This is a genomic window from Streptomyces sp. NPDC002032, from assembly GCF_042890765.1.
Lineage (GTDB): Bacteria > Actinomycetota > Actinomycetes > Streptomycetales > Streptomycetaceae > Streptomyces.
In genome coordinates, this window is record NZ_JBIASM010000014.1 from 133,305 (window position 1) to 147,731 (window position 14,427).

The 14,427-nt window shown below is 71.3% G+C and carries 11 protein-coding genes and 6 tRNA genes; 12 read left to right on the forward strand and 5 right to left on the reverse strand.

The window, feature by feature from the left end:
* Window positions 1–79: 79 nt before the first annotated feature.
* Window positions 80–286: a developmental transcriptional regulator BldC gene (gene bldC, locus ACFYYT_RS27760; RefSeq protein ID WP_003949541.1), complete on the forward strand. Its 207-nt coding sequence runs from the start codon at window positions 80–82 to the stop codon at window positions 284–286.
* Window positions 287–904: 618 nt separating this feature from the next.
* Here the strand turns inward: bldC and ACFYYT_RS27765 are convergent.
* Both ACFYYT_RS27765 and hrpA read right to left on the reverse strand, forming a co-directional pair.
* A tRNA-Asp gene (locus ACFYYT_RS27765) sits at window positions 905–978 on the reverse strand.
* Window positions 979–1,047: 69 nt separating this feature from the next.
* A complete protein-coding gene (gene hrpA / locus ACFYYT_RS27770; RefSeq protein WP_351823950.1) occupies window positions 1,048–5,001 on the reverse strand; it encodes an ATP-dependent RNA helicase HrpA in 3,954 nt (1,317 codons plus the stop codon).
* Between the two features lie 111 nt (window positions 5,002–5,112).
* Between hrpA and ACFYYT_RS27775 the strand changes: the two genes are divergently transcribed.
* The 3 genes from ACFYYT_RS27775 to ACFYYT_RS27785 are packed head-to-tail and all read left to right on the forward strand — an operon-like array spanning window position 5,113 to window position 7,144.
* Entirely contained in the window at window positions 5,113–5,490 is a 378-nt protein-coding gene (locus ACFYYT_RS27775) for a hypothetical protein (protein ID WP_351823953.1), read from the forward strand.
* Between the two features lie 59 nt (window positions 5,491–5,549).
* Window positions 5,550–6,296: a thioredoxin domain-containing protein gene (locus ACFYYT_RS27780; RefSeq protein ID WP_351823956.1), complete on the forward strand. Its 747-nt coding sequence runs from the start codon at window positions 5,550–5,552 to the stop codon at window positions 6,294–6,296.
* Window positions 6,293–7,144 carry a cytochrome c biogenesis CcdA family protein gene (locus ACFYYT_RS27785; protein WP_351823959.1) on the forward strand — a complete coding sequence of 284 codons (852 nt, stop codon included), beginning with the start codon at window positions 6,293–6,295 and terminating at the stop codon, window positions 7,142–7,144. The genes ACFYYT_RS27780 and ACFYYT_RS27785 overlap by 4 nt, the downstream gene beginning before the upstream one ends.
* A 41-nt stretch (window positions 7,145–7,185) precedes the next feature.
* Here ACFYYT_RS27785 and ACFYYT_RS27790 read toward each other — a convergent pair.
* The 3 genes from ACFYYT_RS27790 to ACFYYT_RS27800 all read right to left on the reverse strand — a co-directional run bounded on the left by ACFYYT_RS27790 (window position 7,186) and on the right by ACFYYT_RS27800 (window position 7,467).
* Window positions 7,186–7,259 (reverse strand) — tRNA-Phe (locus tag ACFYYT_RS27790).
* Window positions 7,260–7,281: 22 nt separating this feature from the next.
* Window positions 7,282–7,355: transfer RNA gene (locus ACFYYT_RS27795), tRNA-Asp, on the reverse strand.
* Between the two features lie 39 nt (window positions 7,356–7,394).
* Window positions 7,395–7,467 (reverse strand) — tRNA-Glu (locus ACFYYT_RS27800).
* A gap of 103 nt (window positions 7,468–7,570) precedes the next feature.
* Here ACFYYT_RS27800 and ACFYYT_RS27805 point away from each other — a divergent pair.
* From ACFYYT_RS27805 to ACFYYT_RS27840, 8 genes are all read left to right on the forward strand, one after another.
* Entirely contained in the window at window positions 7,571–7,921 is a 351-nt protein-coding gene (locus ACFYYT_RS27805; RefSeq protein WP_351823962.1) for a metallopeptidase family protein, read from the forward strand.
* Entirely contained in the window at window positions 7,918–8,406 is a 489-nt protein-coding gene (locus tag ACFYYT_RS27810; protein ID WP_388609607.1) for a CrcB family protein, read from the forward strand. The genes ACFYYT_RS27805 and ACFYYT_RS27810 overlap by 4 nt, the downstream gene beginning before the upstream one ends.
* Window positions 8,403–8,777 (forward strand): CrcB family protein, encoded by a 375-nt coding sequence (locus ACFYYT_RS27815; protein ID WP_351823965.1) that lies wholly within the window; start codon window positions 8,403–8,405, stop codon window positions 8,775–8,777. Before ACFYYT_RS27810 ends, ACFYYT_RS27815 begins: the two co-directional genes overlap by 4 nt.
* A gap of 86 nt (window positions 8,778–8,863) precedes the next feature.
* Window positions 8,864–9,496 carry a hypothetical protein gene (locus tag ACFYYT_RS27820; RefSeq protein WP_351823968.1) on the forward strand — a complete coding sequence of 211 codons (633 nt, stop codon included), beginning with the start codon at window positions 8,864–8,866 and terminating at the stop codon, window positions 9,494–9,496.
* A gap of 275 nt (window positions 9,497–9,771) precedes the next feature.
* Window positions 9,772–12,219 carry a DEAD/DEAH box helicase gene (locus ACFYYT_RS27825; RefSeq protein WP_388609612.1) on the forward strand — a complete coding sequence of 816 codons (2,448 nt, stop codon included), beginning with the start codon at window positions 9,772–9,774 and terminating at the stop codon, window positions 12,217–12,219.
* A gap of 184 nt (window positions 12,220–12,403) precedes the next feature.
* Window positions 12,404–12,476: transfer RNA gene (locus ACFYYT_RS27830), tRNA-Lys, on the forward strand.
* Between the two features lie 289 nt (window positions 12,477–12,765).
* Window positions 12,766–12,839 (forward strand) — tRNA-Met (locus ACFYYT_RS27835).
* A gap of 158 nt (window positions 12,840–12,997) precedes the next feature.
* Complete coding sequence (locus tag ACFYYT_RS27840) at window positions 12,998–14,176, forward strand: PP2C family protein-serine/threonine phosphatase (RefSeq protein WP_351823974.1); 1,179 nt, start codon at window positions 12,998–13,000, stop codon at window positions 14,174–14,176.
* Window positions 14,177–14,427 lie beyond the last annotated feature (251 nt).

Below are 14,427 nucleotides of genomic sequence, written 5' to 3' on the forward strand. Positions count from 1 at the left end.
CATTTCGGGCAACGCGGGCCAAGGTGCAGAATTTAGAGGAAAGAACCGAGATGGTTCGGTTCTCCCGAGGAGGCCGCTCATGACCGCTCGCACCCCTGATGCCGAGCCGCTGCTGACCCCGGCTGAGGTTGCCACGATGTTCCGCGTGGACCCGAAGACGGTCACCCGCTGGGCCAAGGCTGGCAAGCTCACGTCCATCCGCACCCTGGGTGGACACCGCCGTTACCGCGAGGCTGAGGTCCGCGCACTGCTCGCGGGAATTCCGCAGCAGCGCAGCGAGGCCTGAGGTCCCGCATCACCCCTGCTTTAACCGGGTTCGAATCGGGTCCCCCAATCCGATGAAACCCACATGGCTTCATGCGGTGGGGCCTGCCCCAACAGGCTCACTACCGTCGATCGCGCTGGACTCCGCCGGGTCCAGCGCGATCTTTTTTTATGCCCGGAGGGCCTGCGTCCGGCGGAGGCGGGTGCACGCCGGCCGGTCAGGTGCCATTGCACATATTAAATCGAGTAGGCGTAGGAGTCCGATAAACGTACGAGTCTCAAAAACTCGTGTGGTGACTCCCGTCACAGCTGATAACTCTTGTACATCCGGCATTGCGTTCCGTAAGGGGATCTCCGGTGCAGAGCGCCACGCGCCGCCGGGGGATTTTCCCCCCTCGGGGGACATGTCAGCCGGAGTCGCTGGAGGGGGCCTGGAGCGCCTGTGGGGGCCTGGGCCGCCCCTGAGTGCCCCGAGGGCGGGAACGGCCCGCGGAGGGGCTCCTGAGGCTTTCGGGGCCCCGACGCGATGATCATGGGTAGGGGGCGGCCGTCCGTCGGCCGTCCGTATCCCCGGCCCCACGGCACCCGGAAACGCGTCAGGGCCCGTATTCCTTGCGGAATACGGGCCCTGACGTTTCTGCGAACCTGACGGGACTTGAACCCGCGACCTCCACCTTGACAGGGTGGCGAGCTAACCAACTGCTCCACAGGTCCTCGTTCGCGGCCGATTGCCCGGCTGCGAATCACACTGTACAGCAGGTCAGGGGGTGCGGTCGAACCCGGTCACGGAGCGAGGGCGTCGACCGCCTTCACGATCCGTTTGTCCGAGATCGGGTACGCCGTGCCGAGCGCGTGGGCGAAGTAGCTGACCCGCAGTTCCTCGAGCATCCAGCGGATCTCGGTGACCGCCTCCGGGACCGGCCGGCCCTTCGGCAACTGCTCCAGCAGCCACAGGTACTCGTCCCGCATCTCGTGGACCTTCTCCATGCGCGTGGTGTCGCGCTGGGCGCCCGTCGGCATCTGCTGGAGCCGCCGGTCCGCCGCCACCAGGTAGCGCATCAGGTCCGGCAGCCGGCGCAGACCGGTGAGGGTCACGAAGCCGGCCGGCATCAGTGCCGCCAGCTGGGCCTTCACGTCCGCGACGTTCGCCATCAGGGCCAGGCTGTTGGTGGCCTTCAGCCGCCGCTCGCAGGCCTGCCAGGCGGCGAGCACCTGCTGTACCTGGGAGACCGTCCGTACGGTCGTGTCCACCAGATCGGCCCGCACCGCGTCGTAGAGCCTGCGGAACCCGGCCTCGTCCCAGGCCGGGCCGCCGTGGTCGGCGATCAACTTGTCGGCCGCCGCCGTGGCGCAGTCGTCGAACAGCGCCTGGATGGAGCCGTGCGGGTTCCTGGACAGGGCCAGCTTCTGCTGGTTGGTGAGCTTGTCCGAGGCGAACTTCGCCGGGTTCACCGGGATGTTCAGGAGGATCAGCTTCCGGGTGCCCAGCCACATGGCCCGCTGCTGCTCGGTCTCCGTGTCGAAGAGCCGTACCGAGACGCTCGTCCCCTCGTCCACCAGCGCCGGGTACGCCTTCACCGGCTGGCCCGCCCATGGGGCATCCCCGCGGCGAAGCCGTAGGGGAGGGGTCTCGAACACCTTGGTCAGGGTGCCGATGGTCCAGTCGGTCAGCCCGGTGCGCTCCAGCGACTCCCCGCCCGCCCGCTCGGCGGTGGCGGCGGCCGCCTTGGACAGGGCCTGGCGGGCCTTGGGCTTCAGGCGCAGCCGCAGGGCCTCCAGGTCCTTGTCCTCGGCGAGGTTCTTGCGGCGCTCGTCGACGATCCGGAAGGTGATCTTCAGGTGGTCCGGGATCCGGCTCAGGTCGAAGTCCTCGGCCGCGACCGGGACACCGACCATCCGGTGCAGCTCGCGCGCCAGGGTCACCGGCAGCGGCTCCTGGAGCGGCACCGCCGTGTCCAGGAAGCGGCCCGCGAAGTTCGGCGCGGGTACGTAGTGCCGGCGGATCGGCTTCGGCAGGGACCGGATCAGCTCCGTGACGACCTCCTCGCGCAGGCCCGGGATCTGCCAGTCGAAGCCCTCGTCGGTGACCTGGTTCAGGACCTGGAGCGGGATGTGGACGGTCACGCCGTCCGCGTCCGCGCCCGGCTCGAACTGGTACGTCACCCGGAACTTCAGCTGCCCCTGCCGCCAGGAGTCCGGGTAGTCGGCCTTGGTGACCCCGGCCGCCTTCTCCGTCAGCAGCATCTCGCGCTCGAAGTCGAGGAGTTCGGGCTCCTCGTGCTTCTTGTGCTTCCACCAGGAGTCGAAGTGCGCCCCCGAGACCACGTGGTCCGGGATGCGCCGGTCGTAGAAGTCGAAGAGGGTCTCGTCGTCGACCACGATGTCTCGGCGCCGGGCCCGGTTCTCCAGCTCCTCCACCTCGGTGAGGAGCTTGCGGTTGTCCGCGTAGAACTTGTGGTGCGTACGCCAGTCGCCCTCGACCAGCGCGTTGCGGATGAACAGCTCGCGCGAGACCTCGGGGTCGATCCGGCCGTAGTTGATCTTCCGCTGGGCCACGATCGGGACCCCGTACAGGGTCACCTTCTCGTACGCCATCACCGCCGCCTGGTCCTTCTCCCAGTGCGGCTCGCTGTACGTGCGCTTGATCAGGTGCCCGGCGAGCGGCTCCACCCACTCGGGCTCCACCTTGGCGTTGACCCGCGCCCACAGCCGCGAGGTCTCCACCAGCTCCGCCGACATCAGGAACTTCGGCTGCTTCTTGAACAGCGAGGACCCCGGGAAGATCGCGAACTTGGCCGAACGGGCGCCCAGGTACTCGTTCTTGTCGGTGTCCTTCAGGCCGATGTGCGACAGCAGGCCGGCCAGCAGCGAGATGTGGATGTTCGTCTCGGCGGCGTCCGCCTCGTTGACGTGGATCCCCATCGTCTTCGCGACCGTGCGCAGCTGCGAGTAGATGTCCTGCCACTCGCGGATCCGCAGGAAGTTCAGGTACTCCTGCTTGCACATCCGGCGGAACGAGGACGAGCCGCGCTCCTTCTGCTGCTCGCGGACGTAGCGCCACATGTTCAGGAAGGAGAGGAAGTCGCTGGTCTCGTCCTTGAACCGGGCGTGGTTCTGGTCCGCCTGCGTCTGCTTGTCCGAGGGCCGCTCGCGCGGGTCCTGGATCGACAGGGCCGCCGCGATGACCATCACCTCGCGGACGCAGTTGTTCTTGTCCGCCTCCACCACCATGCGGGCCAGCCGCGGGTCCACCGGCAGCTGGGACAGCTGGCGGCCCATGGGCGTCAGCCGCTTCTTGTGGTCCTTCTCCGACGGGTCCAGCGCGCCCAGCTCCTGGAGCAGCTGCACGCCGTCACGGATGTTGCGGTGGTCGGGCGGGTCGATGAAGGGGAACTTCTCGATCTCGCCCAGACCGGCGGCGGTCATCTGGAGGATGACGGAGGCCAGGTTGGTGCGCAGGATCTCCGCGTCCGTGAACTCCGGCCGCGACAGGAAGTCGTCCTCCGAGTACAGCCGGATGCAGATGCCGTCGCTCGTACGGCCGCAGCGGCCCTTGCGCTGGTTGGCGCTGGCCTGCGAGATCCGCTCGATCGGCAGCCGCTGGACCTTGGTGCGGTGGCTGTAGCGGGAGATGCGGGCGTTGCCCGGGTCGATCACGTACTTGATGCCGGGAACCGTCAGCGAGGTCTCCGCGACGTTCGTCGCCAGCACGATCCGCCGGCCCGTGTGCTGCTGGAACACCCGGTGCTGCTCGGCGTGCGAGAGGCGGGCGTAGAGGGGGAGGACCTCGGTGGAGCGGAGCCCCCGCTTCTCCAGCGCGTCCGCCGTGTCCCGGATCTCGCGCTCACCGGAGAGGAAGACCAGGACGTCCCCCGGTCCCTCCGCCTGGAGCTCGTCCACGGCCTCGCAGATCGCGGTGATCTGGTCGCGGTCCGCGTCCTCGGAGTCCTCCTCCAGGAGCGGGCGGTAGCGGACCTCCACCGGATACGTCCGCCCGCTGACCTCGACGATCGGGGCGTCCCCGAAGTGCCGCGAGAACCGCTGCGGGTCGATCGTCGCGGAGGTGATGACCACCTTGAGGTCGGGGCGCTTGGGCAGCAGCGTGGCCAGGTAGCCGAGCAGGAAGTCGATGTTCAGCGACCGCTCGTGCGCCTCGTCGATGATGATCGTGTCGTACGCGCGCAGCTCGCGGTCCGTCTGGATCTCCGCGAGGAGGATGCCGTCCGTCATCAGCTTCACGAAGGTGGCGTCCTGGTCCACCTGATCGGTGAACCGGACCTTCCAGCCGACGGTCTGCCCGATCTCGGACTTCAGCTCCTCAGCGATGCGCTCGGCGACCGTGCGCGCCGCGATCCGGCGGGGCTGGGTGTGCCCGATCATGCCCCGGACGCCGCGCCCCAGCTCCATGCAGATCTTGGGGATCTGCGTGGTCTTGCCGGAGCCGGTCTCGCCCGCGACGATCACGACCTGGTGGTCGCGTATCGCCTCGGCGATCTCGTCCTTCTTCTGGCTGACGGGCAGGTTCTCGGGATACGTGACCTCCGGCATCCGCGAGGCGCGCCCGGCGAGCCGCTCGGCGGCCTTCGCGGCCTCCGCGGCGATCTCGTCGAGTACGGCCTGCTTGGCCTCGGGCTTGCGGATGCGGCGGGCGCCTTCGAGGCGGCGGCCGAGGCGGTGCGCGTCACGGAGGGAGATCTCACCGAGAAGCGTCTGCAGGGCGGCGAAGGAAGTAGACATACCTGGTCGAGGATCTCACCTGGGCCGGGCGGGTGGCGAACGCATTTGTGCCCCTCCCCGTACCATTTCGGGACGAGTCCCCCCGTTTGCGCAAGTGAGAGGCAGCCCACCGTGTCCCGCCGTCGCCGTGTGTGGTGCCTCCTGGCCGCCGTGCTCGCGATGCTGCTGGGCACGACCGGGGCCGTCCCCGCCGCGGCCGCCCCGGCCCCGGCGGCCGCGCACGCCCCGGCCGCCGGATCCGGGAACCCCGCCGCCGAGGTCCTCCAGGAGCTCCGGGAGCGCGGGCCCTCCTGCGCCCCCGGCGCCCCCGGCCACGGCGCCGTCCCCGCCCCCGCGGTCCGGGCCGGCGACGGGCACGCGCAGCTGCCGCCGGGCGGGAGCGTGCCCGTGGCGCAGCGCCCGTACGCACCGGCGCCCGTACGGGTCCACGTCCGCGGACCGGACCGGCCGGCGCCCGGTCCCGTGGAGCTCTCGGTGCTCAGGGTGTAGGGGGAGCGGTCCCACCGGTCCCTCCCCTTTCTTCCGCCCCGCACCACTGGAGCACCCGCATGCCCTCTTCGCCCCGCAAGCCCTCCTCCCGCAAGCGCTCCCGCACGCCCCTGGTGGTCTCCGCCGCCACCGCCGTCGCCGCGATCACCCTCGGCCTCGTCTCCTGGCAGGCCACCGCCCCCGAGGACAGGCCCGCCCGCGAGAGCGCCTCCGCCGCCGGCTCCGCGCCCCGCACCGACGGCCCCGCGTCCGCACTGGCGGCCCTGGCCCGCCGCGAAGCCGGCGACAAGCTCGCCGTGGGCCGCCCCGACGCGCCCGTCGTCCTCATCGAGTACTCCGACTTCAAGTGCGGGTACTGCGGCAAGTTCGCCCGGGACACCGAGCCCGCCCTGGTGAAGAAGTACGTCGACGAAGGCACCCTGCGCATCGAGTGGCGCAACTTCCCGATCTTCGGCGCCGACTCCGAGGCCGCCGCCAAGGCCGCCTGGGCCGCCGGACAGCAGGACCGCTTCACCGCCTTCCACGCGGCCGCGTACGCCGAAGGGGCCAAGGAGAAGGGCTTCGGCGGGGAACGCCTCACCGAGCTGGCCCGGCAGGCCGGCGTCCCGGACCTGGAGCGCTTCCGGCGCGACCTCGACTCCCCGCAGGCCGCCGAGGCGCTGCGCCGGGACCAGGAGGAGGGCTACCGCATCGGCGTCAGCTCCACCCCCTCCTTCCTCGTCGGCACGACGCCCCTCGCCGGCGCCCAGCCCCTGGCCGCCTTCGAAGCCGCCATCGCCAAGGCCCGGGCGGCGGCCCGCCCGTGACCGGCATCGGATACCTGGCCGCCCTGCTCGGCGGCCTCCTCGCCCTGCTCAGCCCGTGCAGCGCCCTGCTGCTGCCCGCCTTCTTCGCCTACTCGATCGACTCCCCCACCCGGCTCCTCGCACGCACCGGGATCTTTTACGCGGGCCTCGCGAGCACCCTCGTACCGCTGGGCGCGGCCGGCTCGTACGCGGGCCGGTTCTTCCACGGCCACCGCGAAGGGCTCGTGCTCTTCGGCGGCTGGCTGATCATCGCGCTCGGCCTGGCCCAGATCCTCGGCCTCGGCTTCGCCCCGAAGCGGCTCAGCGAGCTGTCCGGGCGGATCCGCCCCACCACCGCCCTGTCCGTGTACGCCCTCGGCGCCGTCTACGGACTGGCCGGCTTCTGCGCCGGCCCCATCCTGGGCAGCGTCCTCACGGTGGCGGCGGTCAGCGGCAGCCCGGTCTACGGGGGCCTGCTGCTGGCGGTGTACGCGCTGGGCATGGCCGTGCCCCTCTTCCTGCTGGCCCTGCTCTGGGAGCGCTTCGACCTCGGCCGGCGGCGCTGGCTGCGCGGACGCCCCCTGCGGCTGGGCCGGTTCGCCCTGCACTCGACCTCGCTGCTGTCCGGGCTCTTCTTCATCACCCTGGGCACGCTGTTCCTGGCCTTCGACGGGGCCACCGCCCTGCCCGGGCTGCTCGACGTCGACGACTCGTACGCCGTCGAGGAGCGGGTGCGCGCCCTGGCCGACACGGTGCCGGACTGGGCGCTGCTGGGCCTGGTCGCCGCGGGCGCGGCGGCGTACGGGCTGGTCCGCTGGCGCCGGAGCGGGCAGGAGGAAGCGGAGGAAGCGGAGGAAGCGGAGGGATGACACGCAGAAGGCCCCGTCCGGAGACGGGGCCTTCTCGGCTGTGGCTGGGGCCGGGGTCGAACCGGCGACCTATCGCTTTTCAGGCGATCGCTCGTACCAACTGAGCTACCCAGCCACGAGACTGTTTCCAGCCTCAGCGAACCTGACGGGACTTGAACCCGCGACCTCCACCTTGACAGGGTGGCGAGCTAACCAACTGCTCCACAGGTCCTTGCATTGTGCGAGAACAAGTCTCGCACATGGTGTTGCGTACCCCCAACGGGATTCGAACCCGTGCTACCGCCTTGAAAGGGCGGCGTCCTGGGCCACTAGACGATGAGGGCTAAAGGCCCGCCGGGCACTTTGCAGCGCGTCGGGGACGTGAGAAGCATATGGGATCGGGGGAGCTATCGCCAAAACGGTTTCCCCCGGAGCGACAATGGCCGGGTGCTGGAGATGACGCGCGAGGAGTTCGAAGAGCTCGTCGCAGAGGCCCTGGACCGCATCCCGCCCGAGCTGACACGGCTGATGGACAACGTCGCCGTGTTCGTCGAGGACGACCCGCCCGCCGACGATCCCGAGCTCCTCGGCCTGTACGAGGGGACCCCGCTCACGGAGCGCGGCGAGTGGTACGCCGGAGTGCTCCCCGACCGGATCACGATCTACCGGAACCCCACGTTGCGGATGTGTGAGGACCGGGAGAGCGTGGTCGCCGAGACGGAGGTGACGGTGGTGCACGAGATCGCCCATCACTTCGGGATCGACGACGAGCGGCTGCACGCACTGGGTTACGGGTGACCCGGCCGGTACCGGGGGGCGAGGCGATCGACCCCGACGTCGACCTCCACGTACCGGCCCAGCGGGCCGAGCCGCAGGCCCGGGTGCTGGCCGCGGTGGCGGCGGGCGGGGCCCTCGGCGCCTCGGCGCGCTACGGGATCGGCCTGCTGTGGCCGGCCGCGCCCGGGGGCTTCCCCTGGGCCACCTTCTGGATCAACGTCTCGGGCTGCGCGCTCATCGGCGTCCTGATGGTGCTGATCGGCGAGGGCGGGCGCAGTGCGCCCCATCCGCTGGTGCGCCCCTTCGCCGGCGTGGGGGTGCTCGGCGGGTTCACCACCTTCTCCACCTACGCCGTCGAGTTCTCGGGGCTGCTCGACGCGGGCCGGGCGCGGGTCGCGCTGGGTTACGCCGCGCTGACGGTGGCGGCCGCGCTGGGCGCGGTGTGGGCGGCCGCCTCGGCGACCCGGCTGGCGGTGCGGCCGCCCGGCGGGCGGGGGCGCGGGTGAACTGGCTGCTGGTGGTGGCGGGCGCGGTCGTCGGGGCGCCGCTGCGCTACCTGACCGACCGGGCGGTGCAGATCCGGCACGACTCCGTCTTCCCGTGGGGGACCTTCGTGGTCAACGCCTCGGCCTGTCTGCTGCTGGGCGTGCTGACGGGGGCGGTGCTGGCCGGTACGGGCTCCTCGCGCGTGCTCCTGCTGCTCGGGACGGGCCTGTGCGGGGCGCTGAGCACGTATTCGACCTTCTCGTACGAGACCCTGCGGCTGGCGGAGCGCGGCTGGAAGTTCCTGGCCGTCGCGAACGTCCTGGCATCGGTGCTGGTCGGGCTGGGTGCCGTGCACCTGGGCTCGCAGGTGGCCCGGCAGCTGTTCGCATGAGGGGCGTGTCTCTTACGGGGTAAAGGGAGTTGGGCTCATTGACCCGCCCAACGCGGGCCCCGTCGCAGTGTTCCGGAGGTGCCCTCGTGCGCCCTTTGTCCGTTTCCCTGTCCGCTTCCCTCAGACTGGCCGTCTCCGCGCTCGCCGTCGCGGCGACGGCCGGGTGCATGAGCGTCGGCGAGGACGCCGCGAAGCCGGGGCCGGCCTCCTCCGTGGGCGGCAAGGACACCGGCGGGGCCGCCCAGGGCTCGACCACCGGCCACGGCTCCGGGGTGCACGGCAACGGGCACGGCGTGAAGGACGGTACGGGGAACCAGGACGGCAAGACCGGTGAGCCCGGGAAGGCCTCCGGCGTGACCGGCGCCTCCCCCGGCCCGGGCGCTCCCGCCGGGAAGCCGGGGCCGCCCTCGCCGTCGGCGGGGCCGGGCGGCGGGGCGGGCGGCCAGGGCGGGCAGGTGCCCTCCGGGGGCGGCTCGGGCGGCTCGGGTTCCGGTTCCGGGGGCTCCGGTTCCGGCTCGGGGTCGGGTTCCGGATCGGGCTCCGGCTCCGGCGGCTCGGGCTCCGGTTCGGGCTCGGGCGGGTCCGGCGGCTCCGGCGGCTCCGGTGGTTCGGCCACTCCGCCTGTGGTGGATCCCACTCCGCCTGTGACGCACCCCACCCCGACGGACCCCCCTCCGCCGAGCCCGCCGGCCCCCGGCCCGACCGCCGCGACGGCGTAGGAAGCTGGGGTTCGACCCGGTCCGGCCGGGTCGCAGTGCAGCGCTCGTCCAGGGTGTTTTCGCAGGTCAGCGGCTTTCTTGTGGGAGTGACTTGCCAGACCCCCAGGAGGGTGCGTATGGTTATAGATCGTTTGATCCCATTGCCCGGCGCCGAATCCGAAGAGCGCCGTGTGGCGCGTACTCTCCCTAGCCGTGGCTGACCGCATTGAGGCGGTCGATTTGCGATTCACGGAGTTTGGGCGCGTGCCGAGACTCCGGAAGGTTTCGCATTTCGCATGTCCATTTCCAGTTCTGACCGTTCCGTCATGCCCGAGAACGACTCCAACGACGAGATCCTCACCGCCGAGACCCTTGCGGTCACCGAGGCCATGGAGGCCATCGAGGCGGAGGAGATCATCGAGGCCCTCGAGGCCGACGTGACGTCCGACGGCTCCCTCTCCGACGACGAGGCCGACGCGGCCGACGACGCCGACGCGGAGCCCACCATCACCTTCAGCGACCTGGGCCTGCCCGACGGCATCGTCCGCAAGCTCGCCCAGAACGGTGTCACCGCCCCCTTCCCGATCCAGGCCGCGACCATCCCGGACGCCCTGGCCGGCAAGGACATCCTCGGCCGCGGCCGTACCGGCTCCGGCAAGACCCTCTCCTTCGGTCTGCCGACCCTGGCCTCGCTGGCCGGCGGCCACACCGAGAAGAAGAAGCCCCGCGCGATCATCCTCACGCCGACCCGTGAGCTCGCGATGCAGGTCGCGGACGCCCTCCAGCCCTACGGCGACGTGCTCGGCCTGAAGATGAAGGTCGTCTGCGGCGGTACCTCCATGAGCAACCAGATCTACGCCCTGGAGCGCGGCGTCGACGTCCTCGTCGCCACCCCGGGCCGTCTGCGCGACATCATCAACCGCGGCGCCTGCTCGCTGGAGAACGTCAAGATCGCCGTCCTCGACGAGGCCGACCAGATGGCCGACCTGGGCTTCCTGCCCGAGGTCACCGAGCTGCTCGACCAGATCCCCGGCGGCGGCCAGCGCATGCTCTTCTCCGCCACCATGGAGAACGAGATCGGCACCCTGGTCAAGCGCTACCTGACGAACCCCGTCACGCACGAGGTCGACAGCGCCCAGGGCAACGTCACGACCATGACGCACCACGTCCTCGTCGTGAAGCCGAAGGACAAGGCGCCGGTCACGGCCGCCATCGCCGCCCGCAAGGGCCGCACCATCATCTTCGTCCGCACCCAGCTGGGCGCCGACCGCATCGCCGAGCAGCTCATCGAGTCCGGCGTGAAGGCCGACGCGCTGCACGGCGGCATGACGCAGGGTGCCCGCACCCGCGTCCTCGCGGACTTCAAGGACGGTTACGTCAACGCGCTCGTCGCCACCGACGTCGCCGCCCGCGGCATCCACGTCGACGGCATCGACCTGGTCCTGAACGTGGACCCGGCCGGCGACCACAAGGACTACCTGCACCGCTCGGGCCGTACCGCCCGTGCCGGCAAGTCGGGCGTCGTGGTCTCCCTGGCCCTGCCGCACCAGCGCCGCCAGATCTTCCGCCTGATGGAGGACGCGGGCGTCGACGCCTCGCGCCACATCGTCCAGGGCGTCGGCGCGTTCGACCCCGAGGTCGCCGAGATCACCGGTGCGCGTTCGCTCACCCAGGTCCAGGCCGACTCGGCGAACAACGCCGCCAAGCAGGCCGAGCGTGAGGTCGCCGACCTCACCAAGCAGCTGGAGCGCCTGTCGCGCCGTGCCGTGGAGCTGCGCGAGGAGGCCGACCGCCTCGTCGCCCGTTCCGCCCGCGAGCGCGGTGAGGACCCGGAGGCCGCCGTCGCCGAGGTCGTCGAGGCCGCCGAGGCCGAGGTCGCGGCAGCCGTCGCCGCCGTGGCCGAGCCCGTCGCCCAGGAGCGCACCTTCGAGCGCCGCGACGACCGCGGCAACTTCGAGCGCCGCGACAACCGCGGTGGCGACCGCGGCGGTGACCGTGGTGGCGACCGTGGCGGCTTCCGTCGCGATGACCGTCCGTCGGGTGGTTTCCGTTCCGGTGGTGACCGTCGTGACGACAACCGTGGTGGCGGCTTCCGTCGCGACGACCGTCCGTCGGGTGGCTTCAACCGTGACGACCGTGGTGGCGACCGTGGCGGCTTCCGCCGTGACGACCGTCCGTCGGGTGGTTTCCGTTCCGGTGGTGACCGTCGTGACGACAACCGTGGTGGCGGCTTCCGTCGCGACGACCGTCCGTCGGGTGGCTTCAACCGTGACGACCGTGGTGGCGACCGTGGCGGCTTCCGTCGCGATGACCGTCCGTCGGGTGGTTTCCGTTCCGGTGGTGACCGTCGTGACGACAACCGTGGTGGCGGCTTCCGTCGCGACGACCGTCCGTCGGGTGGCTTCAACCGTGACGACCGTGGTGGCGACCGTGGCGGCTTCCGTCGCGATGACCGTCCGTCGGGTGGTTTCCGTTCCGGTGGTGACCGTCGTGACGACAACCGTGGTGGCGGCTTCCGTCGCGACGACCGTCCGTCGGGTGGCTTCAACCGTGACGACCGTGGTGGCGACCGTGGCGGCTTCCGCCGCGACGACCGTCCGTCCGGCGGCTTCCGTCCCGGTGGCGCCGGCGAGCGCCCCTACGGCCGCCGCGACGACAACCGCCCCTCCGGCTCCGGCTCCGGCTCGACCGGTTCCTTCGGTGGCCGTCGCGACGACAAGCCCCGCTGGAAGCGCAACGGCTGACGCCTGAGCGTCAACTGACGAAGGATCGGCCCCCACAGCACTCCGGTGCGGTGGGGGCCGCACCCTTTTCCGGCCCCTCCCACCCCCCGCGCCCCTGATGGCGGGAAATCTACTGGCCCACACCCGGCGATACCCGATCGGCCGACGGCCCCTCTCCGGCTATGCTCTGGGGTGAGCACCTGGAGGGCCATTAGCTCAATTGGCAGAGCAGCGGACTTTTAATCCGTTGGTTGTCGGTTCGAGTCCGACATGGCCTACCCGTCGCAGCGTCATCCGTGACGCTCTGACCTGCTCCTTCTGTGGCCCGTCCGGGGTTTCCCTGGCGGGCCACAGTGCTGCGCGCGACCTTCGGGGGCGGCTGCGGGCCCGGCGCGTGCCCGGTGGGTGTGCGGCGCCCGCCCCGGTGGATGTCCCGGTGGGTGTCCCGAAGAGCCGGACGCTACCTATTCTTAGGGCTCTGACCTGCGGTTATGTAGGTCCAGGGGGGTGTGAGGGCGGTAATTGGCGAAGGGCGTCCCCCGAATGACGTAGAGTTGGGTTTACCGACGCGGGGTGGAGCAGCTCGGTAGCTCGCTGGGCTCATAACCCAGAGGTCGCAGGTTCAAATCCTGTCCCCGCTACTCAGTACGAAGGCCCGGTTCCCTTGTGGAACCGGGCCTTCGTCGTGTGTGCCCGCCCCGGACGCCGCCGTCACCCGATCGGTCCGGTCCGGTCGCCCCTGGCGGCCCGTACCGACAGCCTGGAGGGGGCAGTCGGGACCGGGCGGCAGGAGAGCAGCGTGGTGGGGCTGGGCCGGCAGGACGGCGACGCGAGCGGCACGGCGGAGGCGGGCGACGGCGCCGCCCGGAGCGTGGTCCGGGCGATGCCGGTGCTGCTGATCCTCCTGGGCCTCGTCTTCGACCTGGCGACCCCGCCCAGCTTCACGGGTTCCCCCTTCTTCACGGCCGCCCCGCTGATCGCGGCCCCCCTCTTCACCTTCCGCGGGACGGCCCTGACCGGGATCGCCGCCTGCGCGGCCGTCGTCGCCCTGCACTTCGCCAACGGCACCACCTGGAAGGTGGAGGCGCTGACCGAGCTGGCGACGGTGCTGACCGTCTCCGGGCTGGCGCTGCTCATCAACCAGGTCGTGCGGCGCAGCGGCGAGCGGCTCGCCTCCGCGCGCGGGATCGCCGAGGCCGCCCAGCGCGCCGTGCTGCCCACCCCGGCCGAGCGCATCGCGGGGCTGCACGTCTTCGCGCGGTACGAGGCCGCGCAGGCCGACGCGTTCATCGGCGGCGACCTCTACGCCGTCCAGGACACCCCGTACGGAGTGCGGCTGGTGGTGGGCGACGTACGGGGCAAGGGGCTGGGGGCGGTGGAGGCCGTGGCGGTGGTGCTGGGGGCCTTCCGGGAGGCGGCGGAGACCGAGCCCACCCTGGAGGCGCTGGCGCAGCGGCTGGAGCGGGCGCTGGCCCGTGAGGGCGTGCGGCGGGACAGCCTGGACGCCGTCGAGGGGTTCACCACCTGCGTGCTCGGCGAGGTCCCGGCCGGCGCCGGGGTGCTGCGGCTGCTCAACCGGGGCCACCCCGAACCGCTGCTGCTCCGGGCGGACGGGGGACTGGCAGTGCTGGCGCCGCCCGAGCCAGCGCTGCCGCTGGGCCTGGGGGAGTTGTCGGCCGGCCCGCCGGACCGGGTCGGGGAGTGGCCCTTCCCCGAGGGCGGCATCCTGCTGCTGTTCACCGACGGCCTGACCGAGGCCCGGGACGCGTCGGGCGCCTTCTACGATCCGGCGGCCCGGCTGCGGGGGCGGGTGTTCCCGGGGCCGGGGGAGGTGCTGAGCGCGCTCAGCAGCGACGTCCGGCGGCACACGGGCGGCGGGGCGACCGATGACATGGCGCTGCTGGCGGTGGGACGGCCGGGGCGGGGGCAGCCGGAGCGGCGGCGGACGGTGCCGGTGGTGCCCAGGGACGAGGTGTGAGGGGAGCAACGGCGCAGCCCCAGCGTGTGGGTGACGCTGCGTAGTCCGAAGAGCGCGGTCAGCGATAGGGGTTGACGGTTCGTCACTTGGTCATCGTGGCCGAAGTGATGGGGGTGGGTGGGGCTTTAACTGGGGGATTGCCCTGGGATGCGGCCGATGTCCAGGCCAGAGGTGTGCGGGGTGTGGCTGATTGGCGTTAACGATCAATCGCAACAGCTTGGAATCACTCCCCCTCGTCTATTACCTTTCGA